Here is a 13204-nt window from a genome sequence, read left to right on the forward strand (position 1 = left end):
GATACCACCACCGTCGCGTCAGGGGGCGACCAATCATGGAGCTCGTTTCACCGATCGATGCCGTATTCCTCCTCGGAGAGTCGCGTGAGCATCCGATGCACGTCGGCTCGGTGCAGCTGTTCGAGGCGCCGGACGACGCCGGACCGGATTTCGCCCGGCAAACCCACGAAACATTGCTCGCCCAAAGGGAATTCGATCCGACATTCCGTCGTAAACCGGCAAAGCTCTTGGGCGCACCACAATTGGCGTGGACGCAGGAGCGCGACGTCGACATCGATTACCATGTCCGCCGCTCGGCGCTGCCCGCGCCGGGCAGCATGACCCAACTGCTGGATCTGGCGTCCAGCCTGCACGGTTCGCTGCTGGACCGGCACCGCCCGCTATGGGAGATCCACCTCATCGAGGGCCTGACCGACGGCCGTTTCGCACTGTATTCGAAGATGCACCACGCGTTGATCGACGGCGTCTCCGCCCAGCGCGTGCTGCAGCGCACGCTCACCAGCGAGCCGAGCTCGACCGAAACCAAGGTGCCGTGGCATCTGCCGCGCCGCGGGCCGCGAACCGAAAGGTCGGCATCGGCGCTGGGCGGCGTCGCGCGAAACCTGATATCGGCGGCCGCATCCGCGCCGACCGCGCTGCGGGTGGCCAGGGCCGCACTGCTGCGCCAGCAGCTGACGCTGCCGTTCGAGGCCCCGCGCACCATGTTCAACGTGCCGATCGGCGGCGCACGCCGCTGTGTAGTGCGGTCCTGGTCGCTGGAGCGGGTCAAGCAGGTGAAGAAGGCGACCGGTTCGACCGTCAACGATGTGGTGCTCACCATGGCGGCGGGTGCCCTGCGCGCCTACCTGCTGGAGCGAAACGCGTTGCCGGACAAGCCGTTGATCGCCATGGTGCCGATCTCACTGCGCAGCGACGAGGACGGGCAGGACAGCGGCGTCAAGGTCGGCGCGATCCTGTGCAATCTGGCCACCGATGTGGCGGATCCGCTCACCCGGCTGGCCGTCATCCGCGAGTCGATGCTGCGCAGCAAGGAGGTCTACCGCGAGCTGTCGCCGCGCCAGACGATGGCGCTCTCGGCGCTGATGCTGAGCCCGGTGGTGTTGAGCCTGGTGCCCGGCCTGGTCTCGCTGACCAGCCCGCCGTTCAATATCGTCATCTCGAATGTGCCGGGACCGCGAGAACCCATGTACTGGAACGGCGCTCGGCTCGACGCCACCTATCCGCTGTCCATCCCGTTCGACGGGCAGGCCGTCAACATCACCCTCACCACCAACGCGGGCAACCTGGACTTCGGCGTCGTCGGTTGCCGCCGCAGCGTCCCGGAGCTGCCCCGCCTGCTCGACCATCTGGAATCCGCGCTCACCGCACTGGAGGACGCCGCCCGCTGAGCGTCAGCGCATCTGGGTGATCCGCCAGAGTTTGCGCGGCAACTCGCCCTCCTCGAAGGGCGCCACCTCCACCAGCCGCCAGCCCGCGGCGACGGCATCCACCAGCGCACGGGTGAAGAAATGCACGGCGAAGCCACCGTGCTCGTAGATGTCGTCGCCGTGGGCCAGGCCCGCGCCGTAATGCGCGTCGCCGGTGTGGCGGACGGTGTAGACCATGGCGCCGCCGGGACGCAGCACGCGACGGATCTCCGCGGCCAGCGCGAGGATCTGCGCGGTGGACAGGTTCATGCACAGCAGCATGTGCGCGAAGACCGCGTCGACGCTGTGGTCCGGTAACGGAATCGGTTGGCGCACATCGTATTCGATGGTGTGGATCAGATCGTTCAGCCCGGCGGCGGCCGCGGTCTCGGTGAGCTGGGCCAGACCGGTGCCGCTGAAGTCGGCGGCGGTGACCCGGAACCCGTTGCGGGCGAAGTGGATCGCATCCCTGCCGTGGCCGCAGCCGAGCTCCAGCACCTCGATCGCGCCCGCCGCACGGAAGGTCGCGGCCGCGTGCACGGCCGCCGTCGACGGCCGCTCGCCGTACATGCCGGGATGGGCCAGGTAGGTCCGCTCCCAATGCTCGTGCTGGTCAACCATGCCGCGCCGCCTTCCCGCCGGAGGTCCCGCCGCTACAGCTTGCCCGAGTCCGGGACGGCCCGGTACTGCCGGGTCAAACTAGAACGTGTTACTGTCGAAATGTGGTGGTGACACCTGTCGGATTCGCCACGGCCGCACCATGGCGATAACCGCGGCCGACGGCGAATCCGACCCTGCCTCAGGGCAGTCTTTTTGACACCAGTTCTAGAACAGCGCGGTCGGCAGCCGCACCAGCGAGTAGGGAGATCCGCACCTATGCGTACCGAAATCTGCGACCGGCTGGGAATCGAATTTCCCATCTTCGCCTTCACCCACTGCCGCGATGTCGCGGCCGCGGTCAGCAATGCCGGCGGGCTCGGCGTGCTCGGCGCGGTCGGCTTCACCGCCGAGGAGTTGGAGGTGGAGCTGGCGTGGCTGGACGAGCACGTGCACGGCGTATACGGCGTCGATCTGGTGATCCCGTCCAAGTACGAGGGCCAGGGCATCGAGGGACTCACCCCCGATGAGCTGGAAACCAAACTGGCGGAACTGGTTCCGCAGGGCCACCGCGATTTCGCGGAGAAGATCCTGGCCGACCACGGGGTACCGCCGCTGCCGGAGGGCGAGCACCACAATCAGCTGCTCGGCTGGACCGCGACAACGGCGGCACCGCAGGTCGAGGTGATCCTGCGGCATCCGAAGGCCAAGCTGGTGGCCAATGCGCTCGGCACCCCGCCGCCGGATGTCGTTGCGCAGGTACAGGATTCGGGCAGGCTGATCGGCGCGCTGTGCGGTTCGGTGAAACATGCGCTCAACCACAAGGCCGCCGGGCTGGATTTCGTCGTCTGCCAAGGCACCGAGGGCGGCGGCCACTGCGGTGAGATCTCCTCGCTGGTGTTGTGGCCGCAGGTGATCGACGCGGTCGGCGAACTGCCGGTGCTGGCGGCCGGCGGCATCGGCAACGGCCGCCAGGTCGCGGCCGCGCTGGCGATGGGCGCGCAGGGCGCGTGGACCGGTTCGCTGTGGCTGACCGTGGAGGAGGCCAACGTGCCGCCCGCGCAGATGCGGACCTACATCGACGCCAGCAGCCACGACACCGTGCGCTCCCGCTCCTGGACCGGCAAACCGTGCCGGATGCTGCGCAACGACTGGACCGACGCCTGGGAACAGGCCGACACCCCGGACCCGCTGCCCATGCCGCTGCAGATGATGGTGGCACTGGACGGCGTCAAGCGCGGGCACCGCTATCCCGATGCCGCACGGGACGTCAACTTCAACCCGGTCGGTCAGGTGGTCGGCATGATGAACCGGGTGGAGCGCTCGGCCGATGTGGTGCAGCGGTTGATCGGGGAGTACGTGGAGGCGTGCGACCGGCTGAACAAACTGAACGGTTAGCGACGGTGGATCGAAACTCCTTACCGCCCAGCCGGATATCGGCTACCGAACAGTTGGACTCACTATTTTCCCGTCCGATTGCTAGGCTCCCTCTTCGCGTATTGCGGACCCGGATGCGAATCCGGTTGGGAGGTAGGGATGTATCCGTGCACGAACCCGCTGTGCGACAGCGGCGAGCACGAGTCGGCGACCTGTCCGGACCTGGTTCCCCGCGAGGAGCCGCGCGTCCGGAATCTGATCATCGTCGCGACCATGGCACTGCTGATCATTGCCGCGCTGGTGATCGCGGCGGCAGCGGCGGTGCATCGGTAAGCGCACCGCCCTTTCCGTCTGAGACAGATGGTTTGCCCAGTACTGGACGGCAATTCGGGCCCGGATCGGTCTCGACCCGAAAACGGCTCGGCACCGGGTCGACCAACCGGTTACCTTGCGGCGGAGGAATTCACGAACGATCAGGCGGTCGCGGCGTGCCCATCGGCGGCATCGCCATCGGCTCCGGCGCCGAGCAGTTCGACGAACCGGGCCACCACCTTCTCGTGGTACATCCCGAACAGATCCTCGAACAGCGCGAGCTGCGCATCCGACGGTCCGCTGCCCGAATCCCACACGGCCGCCAGGGCGCGCCACACCAGCACGTGCAGATCGGCGGCCCCGGCGAAGTACGCCTGCACCGCCTCCGGCACCTCGAGCACCATCTCGCCGACCGAGTTCAGAATGGCCCGCTGCATGCTCAGGCCGAGGTGGCCGAGCAGACGGCGCACCAGGCCGACCTCGATCGCGAGAATCCGGCGTAGATCCGGATTATCCAGCCGGGCAAGCGATTCCAGCTCATCTATATCGGCCTTGAGTATCGCGGGATCGATGAGCTCGTCGAGTCCGGTGTATGCGAGCAGCGCGTCCATCACGATACCGCGCTCCACCTCGACGATGTCGCGGAACATCTCGATCGCGACATCCGGCATCGGAATCGAAAAACGGAACAGGTGCCGGTACACATCGATACCGCCTGCCTCGCGAACGTCGCGAATGGTGAAACCCTTACCGCGCCGGGCCTCGACGAATCCGTACGATTCCAACCTGCCGAGGGTCAGCTGGGCGGTCGCGCGGTTCATATCGAATTCCTCGGCGACCTGACGGACCGACGGCATGAGATCGCCCGGCTGATATTCCCCCGCGGCAACCCGGCGTGCCAGCTCGTCGGCAACGTCGGCGACTACCGTTTGGGATCCCATCAGTTGTCACCTTTCGACTACTTGCGATTACGTCCCAGACAGTCTAAGCCCTGCCGTGCCCGACCGCACGTGTGTAACACTGGTCAGCGCACAGTGTGAGGTGAGTCATGGCTAAGCGATGGGGCAGCGGTCAACAGAATGACGAATCGTCAATGGGGCGTGCTCGGCTGTTCGCGGTGGGCGCGAACGGGAAGCTTCCGGTCAGCGGCGCTGTGCGAAATACCAAATTGGCCGCGCTGCCGGTGGCATTCGCCGGGCGCCAGGCCGCCGGCGTCGGCAAACGGGTACTCGGGCGATCGGCCGCCGAGGTCAACCGGGAAATCCAATTACGAACGGCCCAGCACATTTTCGAGGTACTCGGCGAGCTGAAGGGCTGTGCCGCGAAATTGGGCCAGCTGCTGGCCATCTACGAGCTGGCGCTGCCGCCGGATATCGCCGAACCGTACAAGATCGCGCTGAGCCAGCTCCAGGATTCCGCGCCCGCCATGCTGCCGCGCACCGTGCACGCCGCGATGGCGGCCTCCATGGGCGACAATTGGCGTTGGCATTTCCGGGAATTCGACGATCGGCGCGCCGCGGCGGCCTCGATCGGCCAAGTGCACCGGGCGATCTGGCGCGACGGCACGCCCGTCGCGGTGAAGGTGATGTATCCGGGTTCGCGACAGTCGGTCGCGGCGGATCTGGAGCAGCTGCGCCGAATCTCCATGCTGGCCACCGTATTTCTGCCGGGCGCCGACGTGAAGGCGGTGACCGAGGAGATCTGCCGGTGCGTCGAGGCCGAACTCGACTACGCCGCGGAAGCGGAGTACCAGCGCGCGTTCGCGGCCGCGTACGCCGACGATCCGGACTTCTACGTACCGCGGGTGATCGATCAGCGCGGCGATGTGCTGATCACCGAATGGCTGGACGGCACCCCGGTGCCACGCGTCGTCGCCGCGGGCGCCCGGGCCGAGCGGGACCGGGTCGGCATGCTGATGCTGCGCTTCGTGCTCTCGGGTTGGGCCGACCACGGATTGCTCTACAGCGATCCACATCCCGGCAATTTCCGGATACTGCCGGACGGCAGGCTCGGCGTCGTCGACTTCGGCGCGTGCTGCGCCTGGCCGCCCGACGGCTTCACCGAACTCGCGGTCGACTACTGCAACGCCATGTTCAACGGCGGCCCGCTCGATCTGGCGGCGGCCACGCGGCGGCACGGATTCGTCTCGGCGGGAAGGGCTTTCGACACCGAGGAGCTGTTCGCCTCGGTGATCCCGTGCACCGAGCCGTTCCGGTTCGACACCTTCCGGCTGACCATGCGCTGGTTACGCAAGCAGGTATTGCGCACAACCAATCCGCGATTATCCAATGTGACAAGACAATTGACGATGCCGAGCTATTTCACCCCGTTCGCGCGGTCGTGCCTGACCCTGATCGGCACGATGTGCCAACTGGAGACCGAGGGCGCGTTCCGCTCGGAGATCCTGCACTGGCTGCCGATGCTCGACGAGGTGGCGCAGGACGCGGATATGCCGGTGGATCTGGCGGCGGTGCGACAGCGGCGGGCCGGCGCGCGGCGGCCGGATATCTCCGGCGTCGGCTAATCTGGATAACTGTCCCAGACATTGTTATCGTCATGCTATGACCGCTCCGACCCGGCCGCTCAATCGGCTGGTGACCCACTTCTTCGACCGGGCCGCCCGCGCCTACGACCAGGCGGCACTGCAGCGGATCGCGTACCGCCCGCCGCAAGACGAAATGCTGCGCGAACTGCGCGCGGCTGGTTCCCGGCGGATCGCCGATATCGGTTGCGGTACGGGCATTTTCACCACTCGGCTGCTGCGTGAGCTGGAACCGGAAGCGATATACGGCATCGACCTGTCGGAGGGCATGCTCGAACAGGCCCGCGCCAGATCCGGCGAGGTGACCTGGCTGCACAGCCGCGCGGAGAGTCTCCCGTTCGTCGACGGTGAACTCGATGCGGTGGTCACCACCTCGGCATTCCACTTCTTCGACCAGCCCGCGGCGGTCGCGGAATTCCGCCGGGTGCTGATGCCGGACGGGCTGGCGGCAGTCGCCACCATGCACCCCAAGACCCGGCTGGGCCAGCTGTTGATGGACGGCCCGCTCGGCGTCGCCCACTGGCCGACACCGGCGGAGGTACGAAAATTGTTCGGCGACTTGGATTTCGAGGTGGTCGCCCAGCGCAGGGTGCACCGGCCGATCCCGGAATGGCTGGTGCCGGACGTCATCACGGTTGGGCGCAAACGTTATTGACCGGAGCCCCACCCGATCAACTCCCACGTCGGACTCACTCCCGCCTGCACAGGTGTGCGAGGCGGCCGAGCCGACCACACATTAGGCGTACCTCCGCATTCGCTCCGGCCGTGCACGGTCCGTGGGCGGGCTTCGCCCGGCAGCGCATATTAGGATCGCGGGGAGCTCTTTCGGGAGGGAGACACGGTGACGGTGGAATCGGTGCTACCCGCACCCCCGGTACCGCAGTGGTTTGCGGATTTGTTCGCGCATCGGCGCTGGGTGCGGCGGAACAAGCCGTTCCCGCACGTATATGCGAGGGACGTATTCGTGCCGGAGTTCTATCAGCGGCTGGCCGATGAATTCTTCCGGGTGCAGCGCGAACGGCCGGACGATTTCGGCAAGGTCGGCGAGAACTACAGCGCTACCGGCATATCGCTGGGCGCGCTGCGCAACGGCCCGCTCGCGCTGTTCATCTCGCGGGAGTGGCACGACCTGATCGCCAAGGTGGCTGGGATTTCGGTCACCGGTGATATGGACGGTTCGCTGCACCATCATCCGCCGGGCAGCCCGTACGGCTGGCCGCACAACGACCTGAACCCGGCCTGGTTCCCCGGCGACCCGCCGGGGCCGAACGAGGTCAAACTGGCCGACAGCTCGGTGGCGATCAAGAACGGCACGCGGGCGCCGGGCGTCACCGCCAGGGAGACGGTGCGCGCGGTCGCGGTGCTGTTCTATCTGGCCAATCCGGACTGGCAGCCGGGCGACGGCGGGGAGACCGCGCTGTACGAACATATCGGCGATGGCACAACAACGCCGACTTTGGTTCCGCCGCTGGACAATTCGCTGGTGATGTTCGAATGCACGCCGCGGTCGTGGCATACCTACGCGGGCAACAACCGCCATCAGCGCAACAGCGTGGTGATGTGGCTGCACCGGCCGAAGGACGATGTGGTGCAGCGTTGGGGAGAGGATCGCATTGAGTACTGGTGAACGCCGAGTCTGCCTGCTGACCGGCGCGGGCGGACTACTCGGCGACGCGTTCTGTCGCGCCTACTACCAGCAGTACGACATCGTGGCGGTCTGCCGCGGCCGCACCCCGGCCGCGCCGTCGCAGGACGAGTGGTATGTCGATCCGCTGGATCCGGAAACGCCGGTGCCGGAGAACGATTCGCGCATCCACGTGCTGCGGGCCGAACTGCTGGAGCCGGGTGAGGTAGAACGGGTCGTCGATCTGACGCTGGCCAAATTCGGCCGGGTGGACCTGTTGGTCAACAATGCCGCCTACGTATCGCTGCAACCGCGCGGCGTGGTGGACGGCGAGACCGCGCTCGACGAGTTCTACACCCATATGGCGGTGAATGTCGGTGTGCCGCTGCGCTTCGCGACGCGGCTGGCGCAGCGGTCCTGGATGCACGACAACGGCGAGAACCGGGCGAACAACCGGAATGTCGTGAATATCTCCAGCATTTCGGGGTCGAACGTCTATCGCGGGCAGACCGTGTACGGCACGTCCAAGGCCGCGCTGAACCAGCTCACCCGCGCGCTCGCCGCCGAATTCGCCGAATTCGGGGTGCGGGTGAACGCACTGGCGCCCAACAGTTTTCCCGCTCTCGTGCCCACCGAGCGGGTGGCGCAGGCGATCACCGAACTCGACGAGGGCACGATGACGGGTGAGGTATACAGCGTCGGGGCCTAGCGCGTAGCTATTCGGCGAGACCGGTCGCGCGCGCGGAGAACTCCCAAAGCTGTTCGGCCAGTTCCGGATCCGCCGCCTGCCTGGTGCGCGGCGGCTCCTCCAGCTTGAATCGGTTGTAATACTTGCCGTTGATGTCATCGGACGTGGTGGCCAGGTGTACCAGCGGGTCCGCGCCCTTGTCCGGCTGGATGAAGAACGGCCGGGACAGCGGCGAACGGATGAGCCTGCCGAGGCCGAGCGGGGCATGATCGTAGACGTGGGTGGCGACCGAGCCGGGATGGAATGCGGCGGTGACCAATCCGCTGCCGGCGGTCCGCCGGGCCAGCTCCCTGGTGAACAGGATGTTCGCCAATTTGGTTGTGGCATAGGCGCCGAACTGGCTGAAGGCGCCGGTCGGCGCGTTCACCGTGGTCAGGTCGAGCCTCGCGAAGCGATAGGTCAGGCTCGCGGTGTTGATCACCCTGGCCTTCGCCCGGCGCAACTCGTCGAGCAGCAGGTTGGTGAGCAGGAACGGCGCCAGGTGGTTGATCTGGAAGGTCAGCTCATTACCGTCCTCGGTGACCGCGCGCCGGGGTAGCGCACCGCCCGCGTTATTGGCCAGTATGTCGATGCGCGGATACCGATCTCGCAATTGGTCGGCGAGTTTGCGCACCTCGCCGAGCTTGGCGAAATCGGCGAGGAACGCCTCGCCACCCACCTGACGCGCCACCTCGGCCGTGCGCTCCGGCGAACGCCCGACCACCGCGACGGTCGCGCCGCGGGCCGCCAACTTCTTCGCGGCCTGCGCGCCGATGCCCAGGCTCGCGCCCGTTATCACCACCGTCTTCCCGGCCAGATCGGTTTCCGCCATCGCTACCTCCCACGCACGATCGTCAATTGCCTCCGATAGTTGTCGCTACCGCCGGTAACGGCAAGAGTTTCGGCGCGGTGTGCGGCGATCTCGTCGGCGCTCCGATCGCTGACCTGCCGACCGGTCGAGTCCCGCGTGTTGGTGTGTATGGTGCGGCTGGCCCTCCTACATACTCACAGGAGCATTCGGCCGCACGTCCTGGCCGAGGCAGGTGTGAGGTGGCGAGGGCCGACGCAGCTTCAAACTCGATCGAAAGTGCCGAAACGACATGCGAGTCGACGGGCGGGACATCCCGGTCACGGGCAGCCTGCTACAGCCGCTGACCCGGCGGACAAGTGACATCATCCGGGTCGTGCTCGCCGCGCTGTGGCTCGCGGTGGTCGTCGCAGGTTCGCTGATCACCCGCCCGGAATGGCTCGCGCTGGAACGGTCCGTCTCCAATATCGTCGGCTTCCTCAACCCGGATCAGTCCAATCTGATCTACCTGGTCTACGGCATGGCGATCCTGGCGCTGCCGTTCGCGATCCTGCTGGAGCTGATCATCGGCAGGCAGTGGAAACTGCTCGCCGGATACGCCGCGGCAGGCGCGATGGCCGGGCTGCTGCTCTCCATCACCGGCACCGGGCTGTCCGCGCCGAAATGGCATCTGCAGGTGCCGGATCGGCTGGACACCTTCCTGTCCCAGTTCCTCGACGATCCGCGCTGGATCGCCATGATCGCGGCGATGCTCACCGTGTCGAGTCCGTGGCTGCCGACCCGGCCGCGCCGCTGGCTGTGGTTCCTGCTGCTCGCCTTCGCACCCATCCACCTGGTGGTCAGCCTCGTCGTGCCCGCCAGGGCGATGTTCGGGCTCGCGATCGGCTGGCTGGTCGGCGCGGTGATCGTGCTGCTGGTCGGCACGCCGGCGCTGGAGGTACCGCTGGAGGCCGCCGTCCGGGTACTGGCCCGGCGCGGCCATACCGTCACCGCGATCCGGGTGATCCGGCCCGGCGGTCCAGGGCCGCTCGTGCTCAACGCGACCGTCGACGGGCCGGAGCGCATGCTGGTGGTCGATATGTACGGCCGCAATCAGCGCAGCCACGGCGCGCTGCGAATATTGTGGCGCTGGTTGACCTTTCGCAGCGGCGAGGTAGCCGCGCTGCACGCGTCGATGCACCGCGCCGTGGAACATCGCGCGCTGATGGCGCTGGCCATCGACGATATCGGGCTGGCGGCGCATGCACCGGTCGCGGTGGCCGCGCTGGAACGCGGCTGGATGGTGTACGCGCACACCGTGCCCAAAGGCACCCCGATCAACGAATTGCCAAGCGACGTATTGCCTTCGGTGTGGAAGTCGCTGGCGACGCTGCACGCCGAACAGATCGCGCACGGCGATCTGAACCCGCACGAGATCCGGATCGACAACGGCACCACCCTTTTCGGCGGATTCAATGCCGCCGAATACGGCGCGTCCGACGCTCAGATCCACGCCGACGCCGCCCAGTTGATGGTCGCGACAACGGCGCTGTTCGGCGCGGAGACCGCGGTGCGCGCCGCGATGGATTCCCTTGGGCAGCAGGCGGTGCTGGCCGCCTCTGGACGACTCATCAAGTCCGCCATGCCATCCGGCCTGCGCAAGGCGATACCCGATTGGTCCGCCGCGGTTTCGGCGGCCCGCGACGAGGTCGGCAAACAGACCGGCCGCGACCGCATCGAGGCCGACCGGGTCACCCGGTTCAGCCGCAACCAGCTCATCCAGCTGGTGCTGCTGATCGGATTGGTCTATGTCGCATACCCGTTCATCAGCCAGGTGCCCACCTTCTTCACCCAGCTGCTCACCGCGAACTGGTGGTGGGCGCTGTTCGGGCTCGGTGCGTCGGCGCTCACCTATCTCGGCACCGCGGCGGCGCTGTGGGCCTGCGCCTCCGGGCTGGTGAAATTCACCAACCTGGTGATCATGCAGGTGGCAAACACCTATGCGGCCACCACGACGCCCGCCGGTATCGGCGGTCTGGCGTTGAGCGTGCGGTTCCTGCAGAAGGGCGGGCTCGGCGCGGTCCGGGCGACGGCGGCGGTCGCCCTCCAGCAGGCGGTGCAGGTGATCACCCACATCGGCCTGCTGCTCGTATTCAGCGTGCTCGCCGGTACCTCGGCCGATCTTTCGCATATCGTGCCCGACCCGACGGTGCTCTATCTGCTCGGCGGTGTCGGGGTCGGCATCGTCGGCGCGTTCATGTTCGTACCGAAACTGCGTGGCTGGCTGAATGATTCGTTCCGGCCACAGTTACGTCAGGTCCTCAGCGAACTCGGCGAGCTGGCCAGGGATCCGAAACGTTCCTCGGTGATCATTCTCGGCTGTGCGGCGCTGACGCTAGGCCAGGCGCTCGCGCTGTGGGGCAGCGTCCAGGCGTTCGGCGGCGGCACCACCTTCATCACCGTCACCATCGTCACGATGATCGGCGGCACGCTGGCGTCCGCGGCGCCGACGCCGGGCGGTGTCGGCGCCGTCGAGGCCGCGCTGATCGGTGGTCTGGCGGCCTTCGGTCTTCCCGCGGAGATCGCGGTGCCGTCGGTACTGCTCTACCGCGTGCTCACCTGCTGGCTGCCGGTATTCGGCGGCTGGTGGATCATGCGCTGGCTCACCGCGCGCGACATGATCTGACGGTGGATAGTAACGTCCGTTAGCTCAAGGGACGGTTAAGAACGACACCGACTCCCGACTCGAGCAAATGTACTCGAGCAGAATGTTGTTCATTTCCGGTCAGCTGTTCATGATCGGAGGGACGCGTCGAGTGCGCCATAGGGCATGCGGCGCAATCTGTTCCGCTCGGGACGGATCGGCGAAGTTGTTCGAAAGTGGGGAGGACCATGGACCGCCGTGTCCACCGGACCAGAAGCGTGCTGCATCGCGCCTTGATAGAGCTGATGCTGGAACGCGGCTACGACCGAATCACCGTGCGCGACATACTCGCTCGCGCCGATGTCGGACGATCGACGTTCTACGCGCACTTCCGGGACAAGGATGATCTGCTGCTGGTGAGCAGCACCGAATATCTGCGCGCCGCGGTGGCGGCGGCCAGGTCGGAGCGGGCGAGCGCGGAACCGCTCGCGCCGATCGCGACGCTGTTCCGGCTGGCCGCCGAACATCCCGAGGTATACCGGGCGCTGTTGGGCCGCAAGAGCAGTGGCGTACTGCTGCGCGCGACCCAGCGCATGGTGGCGGAGATCCTCACCGAACAGCTCACCGGTCGGCTCGGCCTGGATGAGGCCGAATTGGCAAGCACCATCACATTTTTGGCATGGGGTGTGGTCGGTCTGCTCGGCGCGATCGCCGAAGCCGATCCGCCGATCACCGCGGACCAGGCATACGAGCGCTTCGTCCAGTTGGTGGGGCCGGGGCTCATCGCCGAGGTCGCCTGAGCCGAAAGACGCCGCGCGGGAATCAGTTTCCGTACTGCAGGGTGTCGGGCCGCTCGACCAGGAGGACGTGCGCCGGATCATCGGCCACCGGGCGGTGCCGAACACCCTTGGGCACCACGAAGATTTCGCCGGCCCGCAGGATTACCGGCTCGCGCCCCTCGAGTTCGATCCGGAACGAACCATCCCAGCACAGGAACATCTCGTCCTCGTCGTGATGGTGCCACGGGAACTCGCCGTGCAGTTGGGCGACGCGGACCACCGAATCGTTGACCACCGCCAGCTCCCGCTGCTGGAAGGGCCCCGGCAGGCCCGCGATGACCTCGGGTATCGAAACCGGTTCGGTGCTTCGTGCTGTCGTCATAGCGCCATCGTCCGGCGGCTCCGCGTG

13 protein-coding genes are annotated in these 13204 nt (G+C 66.8%); 9 read left to right on the forward strand and 4 right to left on the reverse strand.

Annotated features, from left to right (window positions below):
• Positions 1–35 precede the first annotated feature (35 nt).
• Complete coding sequence (locus F5544_RS45145) at positions 36–1388, forward strand: WS/DGAT/MGAT family O-acyltransferase (RefSeq protein WP_167478782.1); 1353 nt, start codon at positions 36–38, stop codon at positions 1386–1388.
• Positions 1389–1391: 3 nt separating this feature from the next.
• On the opposite strand, the gene F5544_RS45150 is transcribed toward F5544_RS45145, so the two are convergent.
• Positions 1392–2027 carry a class I SAM-dependent methyltransferase gene (locus F5544_RS45150; RefSeq protein WP_167478783.1) on the reverse strand — a complete coding sequence of 212 codons (636 nt, stop codon included), beginning with the start codon at positions 2025–2027 and terminating at the stop codon, positions 1392–1394.
• A gap of 255 nt (positions 2028–2282) precedes the next feature.
• Here F5544_RS45150 and F5544_RS45155 point away from each other — a divergent pair, with 255 nt between their 5' ends.
• Positions 2283–3401, forward strand: coding sequence for an NAD(P)H-dependent flavin oxidoreductase (locus F5544_RS45155; RefSeq protein ID WP_167478784.1), 1119 nt, complete (start codon positions 2283–2285; stop codon positions 3399–3401).
• Positions 3402–3539: 138 nt separating this feature from the next.
• A complete protein-coding gene (locus F5544_RS45160) occupies positions 3540–3713 on the forward strand; it encodes a hypothetical protein (RefSeq protein WP_167478785.1) in 174 nt (57 codons plus the stop codon).
• A gap of 140 nt (positions 3714–3853) precedes the next feature.
• On the opposite strand, the gene F5544_RS45165 is transcribed toward F5544_RS45160, so the two are convergent.
• Complete coding sequence (locus F5544_RS45165) at positions 3854–4633, reverse strand: GntR family transcriptional regulator (protein WP_167478786.1); 780 nt, start codon at positions 4631–4633, stop codon at positions 3854–3856.
• Between the two features lie 152 nt (positions 4634–4785).
• Between F5544_RS45165 and F5544_RS45170 the strand changes: the two genes are divergently transcribed.
• The 4 genes from F5544_RS45170 to F5544_RS45185 all read left to right on the forward strand — a co-directional run bounded on the left by F5544_RS45170 (position 4786) and on the right by F5544_RS45185 (position 8567).
• Positions 4786–6216, forward strand: coding sequence for an ABC1 kinase family protein (locus tag F5544_RS45170; RefSeq protein WP_238847005.1), 1431 nt, complete (start codon positions 4786–4788; stop codon positions 6214–6216).
• Positions 6217–6253: 37 nt separating this feature from the next.
• Entirely contained in the window at positions 6254–6889 is a 636-nt protein-coding gene (locus F5544_RS45175; protein WP_167478787.1) for a class I SAM-dependent methyltransferase, read from the forward strand.
• Positions 6890–7075: 186 nt separating this feature from the next.
• Positions 7076–7861, forward strand: a complete 786-nt coding sequence (locus F5544_RS45180) for a 2OG-Fe(II) oxygenase family protein (protein WP_167478788.1) — start codon at positions 7076–7078, stop codon at positions 7859–7861.
• On the forward strand, positions 7848–8567 hold the full coding sequence (locus F5544_RS45185) for an SDR family oxidoreductase (RefSeq protein ID WP_238847006.1): 720 nt from the start codon (positions 7848–7850) through the stop codon (positions 8565–8567). Before F5544_RS45180 ends, F5544_RS45185 begins: the two co-directional genes overlap by 14 nt.
• A 7-nt stretch (positions 8568–8574) precedes the next feature.
• Here F5544_RS45185 and F5544_RS45190 read toward each other — a convergent pair whose 3' ends face one another.
• A complete protein-coding gene (locus F5544_RS45190) occupies positions 8575–9417 on the reverse strand; it encodes an SDR family NAD(P)-dependent oxidoreductase (protein WP_238847007.1) in 843 nt (280 codons plus the stop codon).
• Between the two features lie 268 nt (positions 9418–9685).
• Between F5544_RS45190 and F5544_RS45195 the strand changes: the two genes are divergently transcribed.
• Complete coding sequence (locus tag F5544_RS45195) at positions 9686–12058, forward strand: lysylphosphatidylglycerol synthase transmembrane domain-containing protein (RefSeq protein ID WP_167478790.1); 2373 nt, start codon at positions 9686–9688, stop codon at positions 12056–12058.
• Positions 12059–12264: 206 nt separating this feature from the next.
• Entirely contained in the window at positions 12265–12816 is a 552-nt protein-coding gene (locus F5544_RS45200; protein ID WP_167478791.1) for a TetR/AcrR family transcriptional regulator, read from the forward strand.
• Between the two features lie 22 nt (positions 12817–12838).
• Here F5544_RS45200 and F5544_RS45205 read toward each other — a convergent pair whose 3' ends face one another.
• Positions 12839–13177 (reverse strand): cupin domain-containing protein, encoded by a 339-nt coding sequence (locus F5544_RS45205; RefSeq protein WP_167478792.1) that lies wholly within the window; start codon positions 13175–13177, stop codon positions 12839–12841.
• Between the last annotated feature and the right edge of the window lie 27 nt (positions 13178–13204).

This window comes from Nocardia arthritidis (assembly GCF_011801145.1).
Lineage (GTDB): Bacteria > Actinomycetota > Actinomycetes > Mycobacteriales > Mycobacteriaceae > Nocardia > Nocardia arthritidis_A.

Excerpts from the sequence above, each read along its gene's own strand:
- F5544_RS45145 (WP_167478782.1), top strand. The coding sequence starts at position 36 with ATGGAGCTCGTTTCACCGATCGATGCCGTATTCCTCCTCGGAGAGTCG.
- F5544_RS45150 (WP_167478783.1), bottom strand. The coding sequence starts at position 2,027 with ATGGTTGACCAGCACGAGCATTGGGAGCGGACCTACCTGGCCCATCCC.
- F5544_RS45200 (WP_167478791.1), top strand. The coding sequence starts at position 12,265 with ATGGACCGCCGTGTCCACCGGACCAGAAGCGTGCTGCATCGCGCCTTG.
- F5544_RS45160 (WP_167478785.1), top strand. The coding sequence starts at position 3,540 with ATGTATCCGTGCACGAACCCGCTGTGCGACAGCGGCGAGCACGAGTCG.
- F5544_RS45195 (WP_167478790.1), top strand. The coding sequence starts at position 9,686 with ATGCGAGTCGACGGGCGGGACATCCCGGTCACGGGCAGCCTGCTACAG.
- F5544_RS45155 (WP_167478784.1), top strand. The coding sequence starts at position 2,283 with ATGCGTACCGAAATCTGCGACCGGCTGGGAATCGAATTTCCCATCTTC.
- F5544_RS45165 (WP_167478786.1), bottom strand. The coding sequence starts at position 4,633 with ATGGGATCCCAAACGGTAGTCGCCGACGTTGCCGACGAGCTGGCACGC.
- F5544_RS45170 (WP_238847005.1), top strand. The coding sequence starts at position 4,786 with ATGGGGCGTGCTCGGCTGTTCGCGGTGGGCGCGAACGGGAAGCTTCCG.
- F5544_RS45190 (WP_238847007.1), bottom strand. The coding sequence starts at position 9,417 with ATGGCGGAAACCGATCTGGCCGGGAAGACGGTGGTGATAACGGGCGCG.
- F5544_RS45205 (WP_167478792.1), bottom strand. The coding sequence starts at position 13,177 with ATGACGACAGCACGAAGCACCGAACCGGTTTCGATACCCGAGGTCATC.
- F5544_RS45175 (WP_167478787.1), top strand. The coding sequence starts at position 6,254 with ATGACCGCTCCGACCCGGCCGCTCAATCGGCTGGTGACCCACTTCTTC.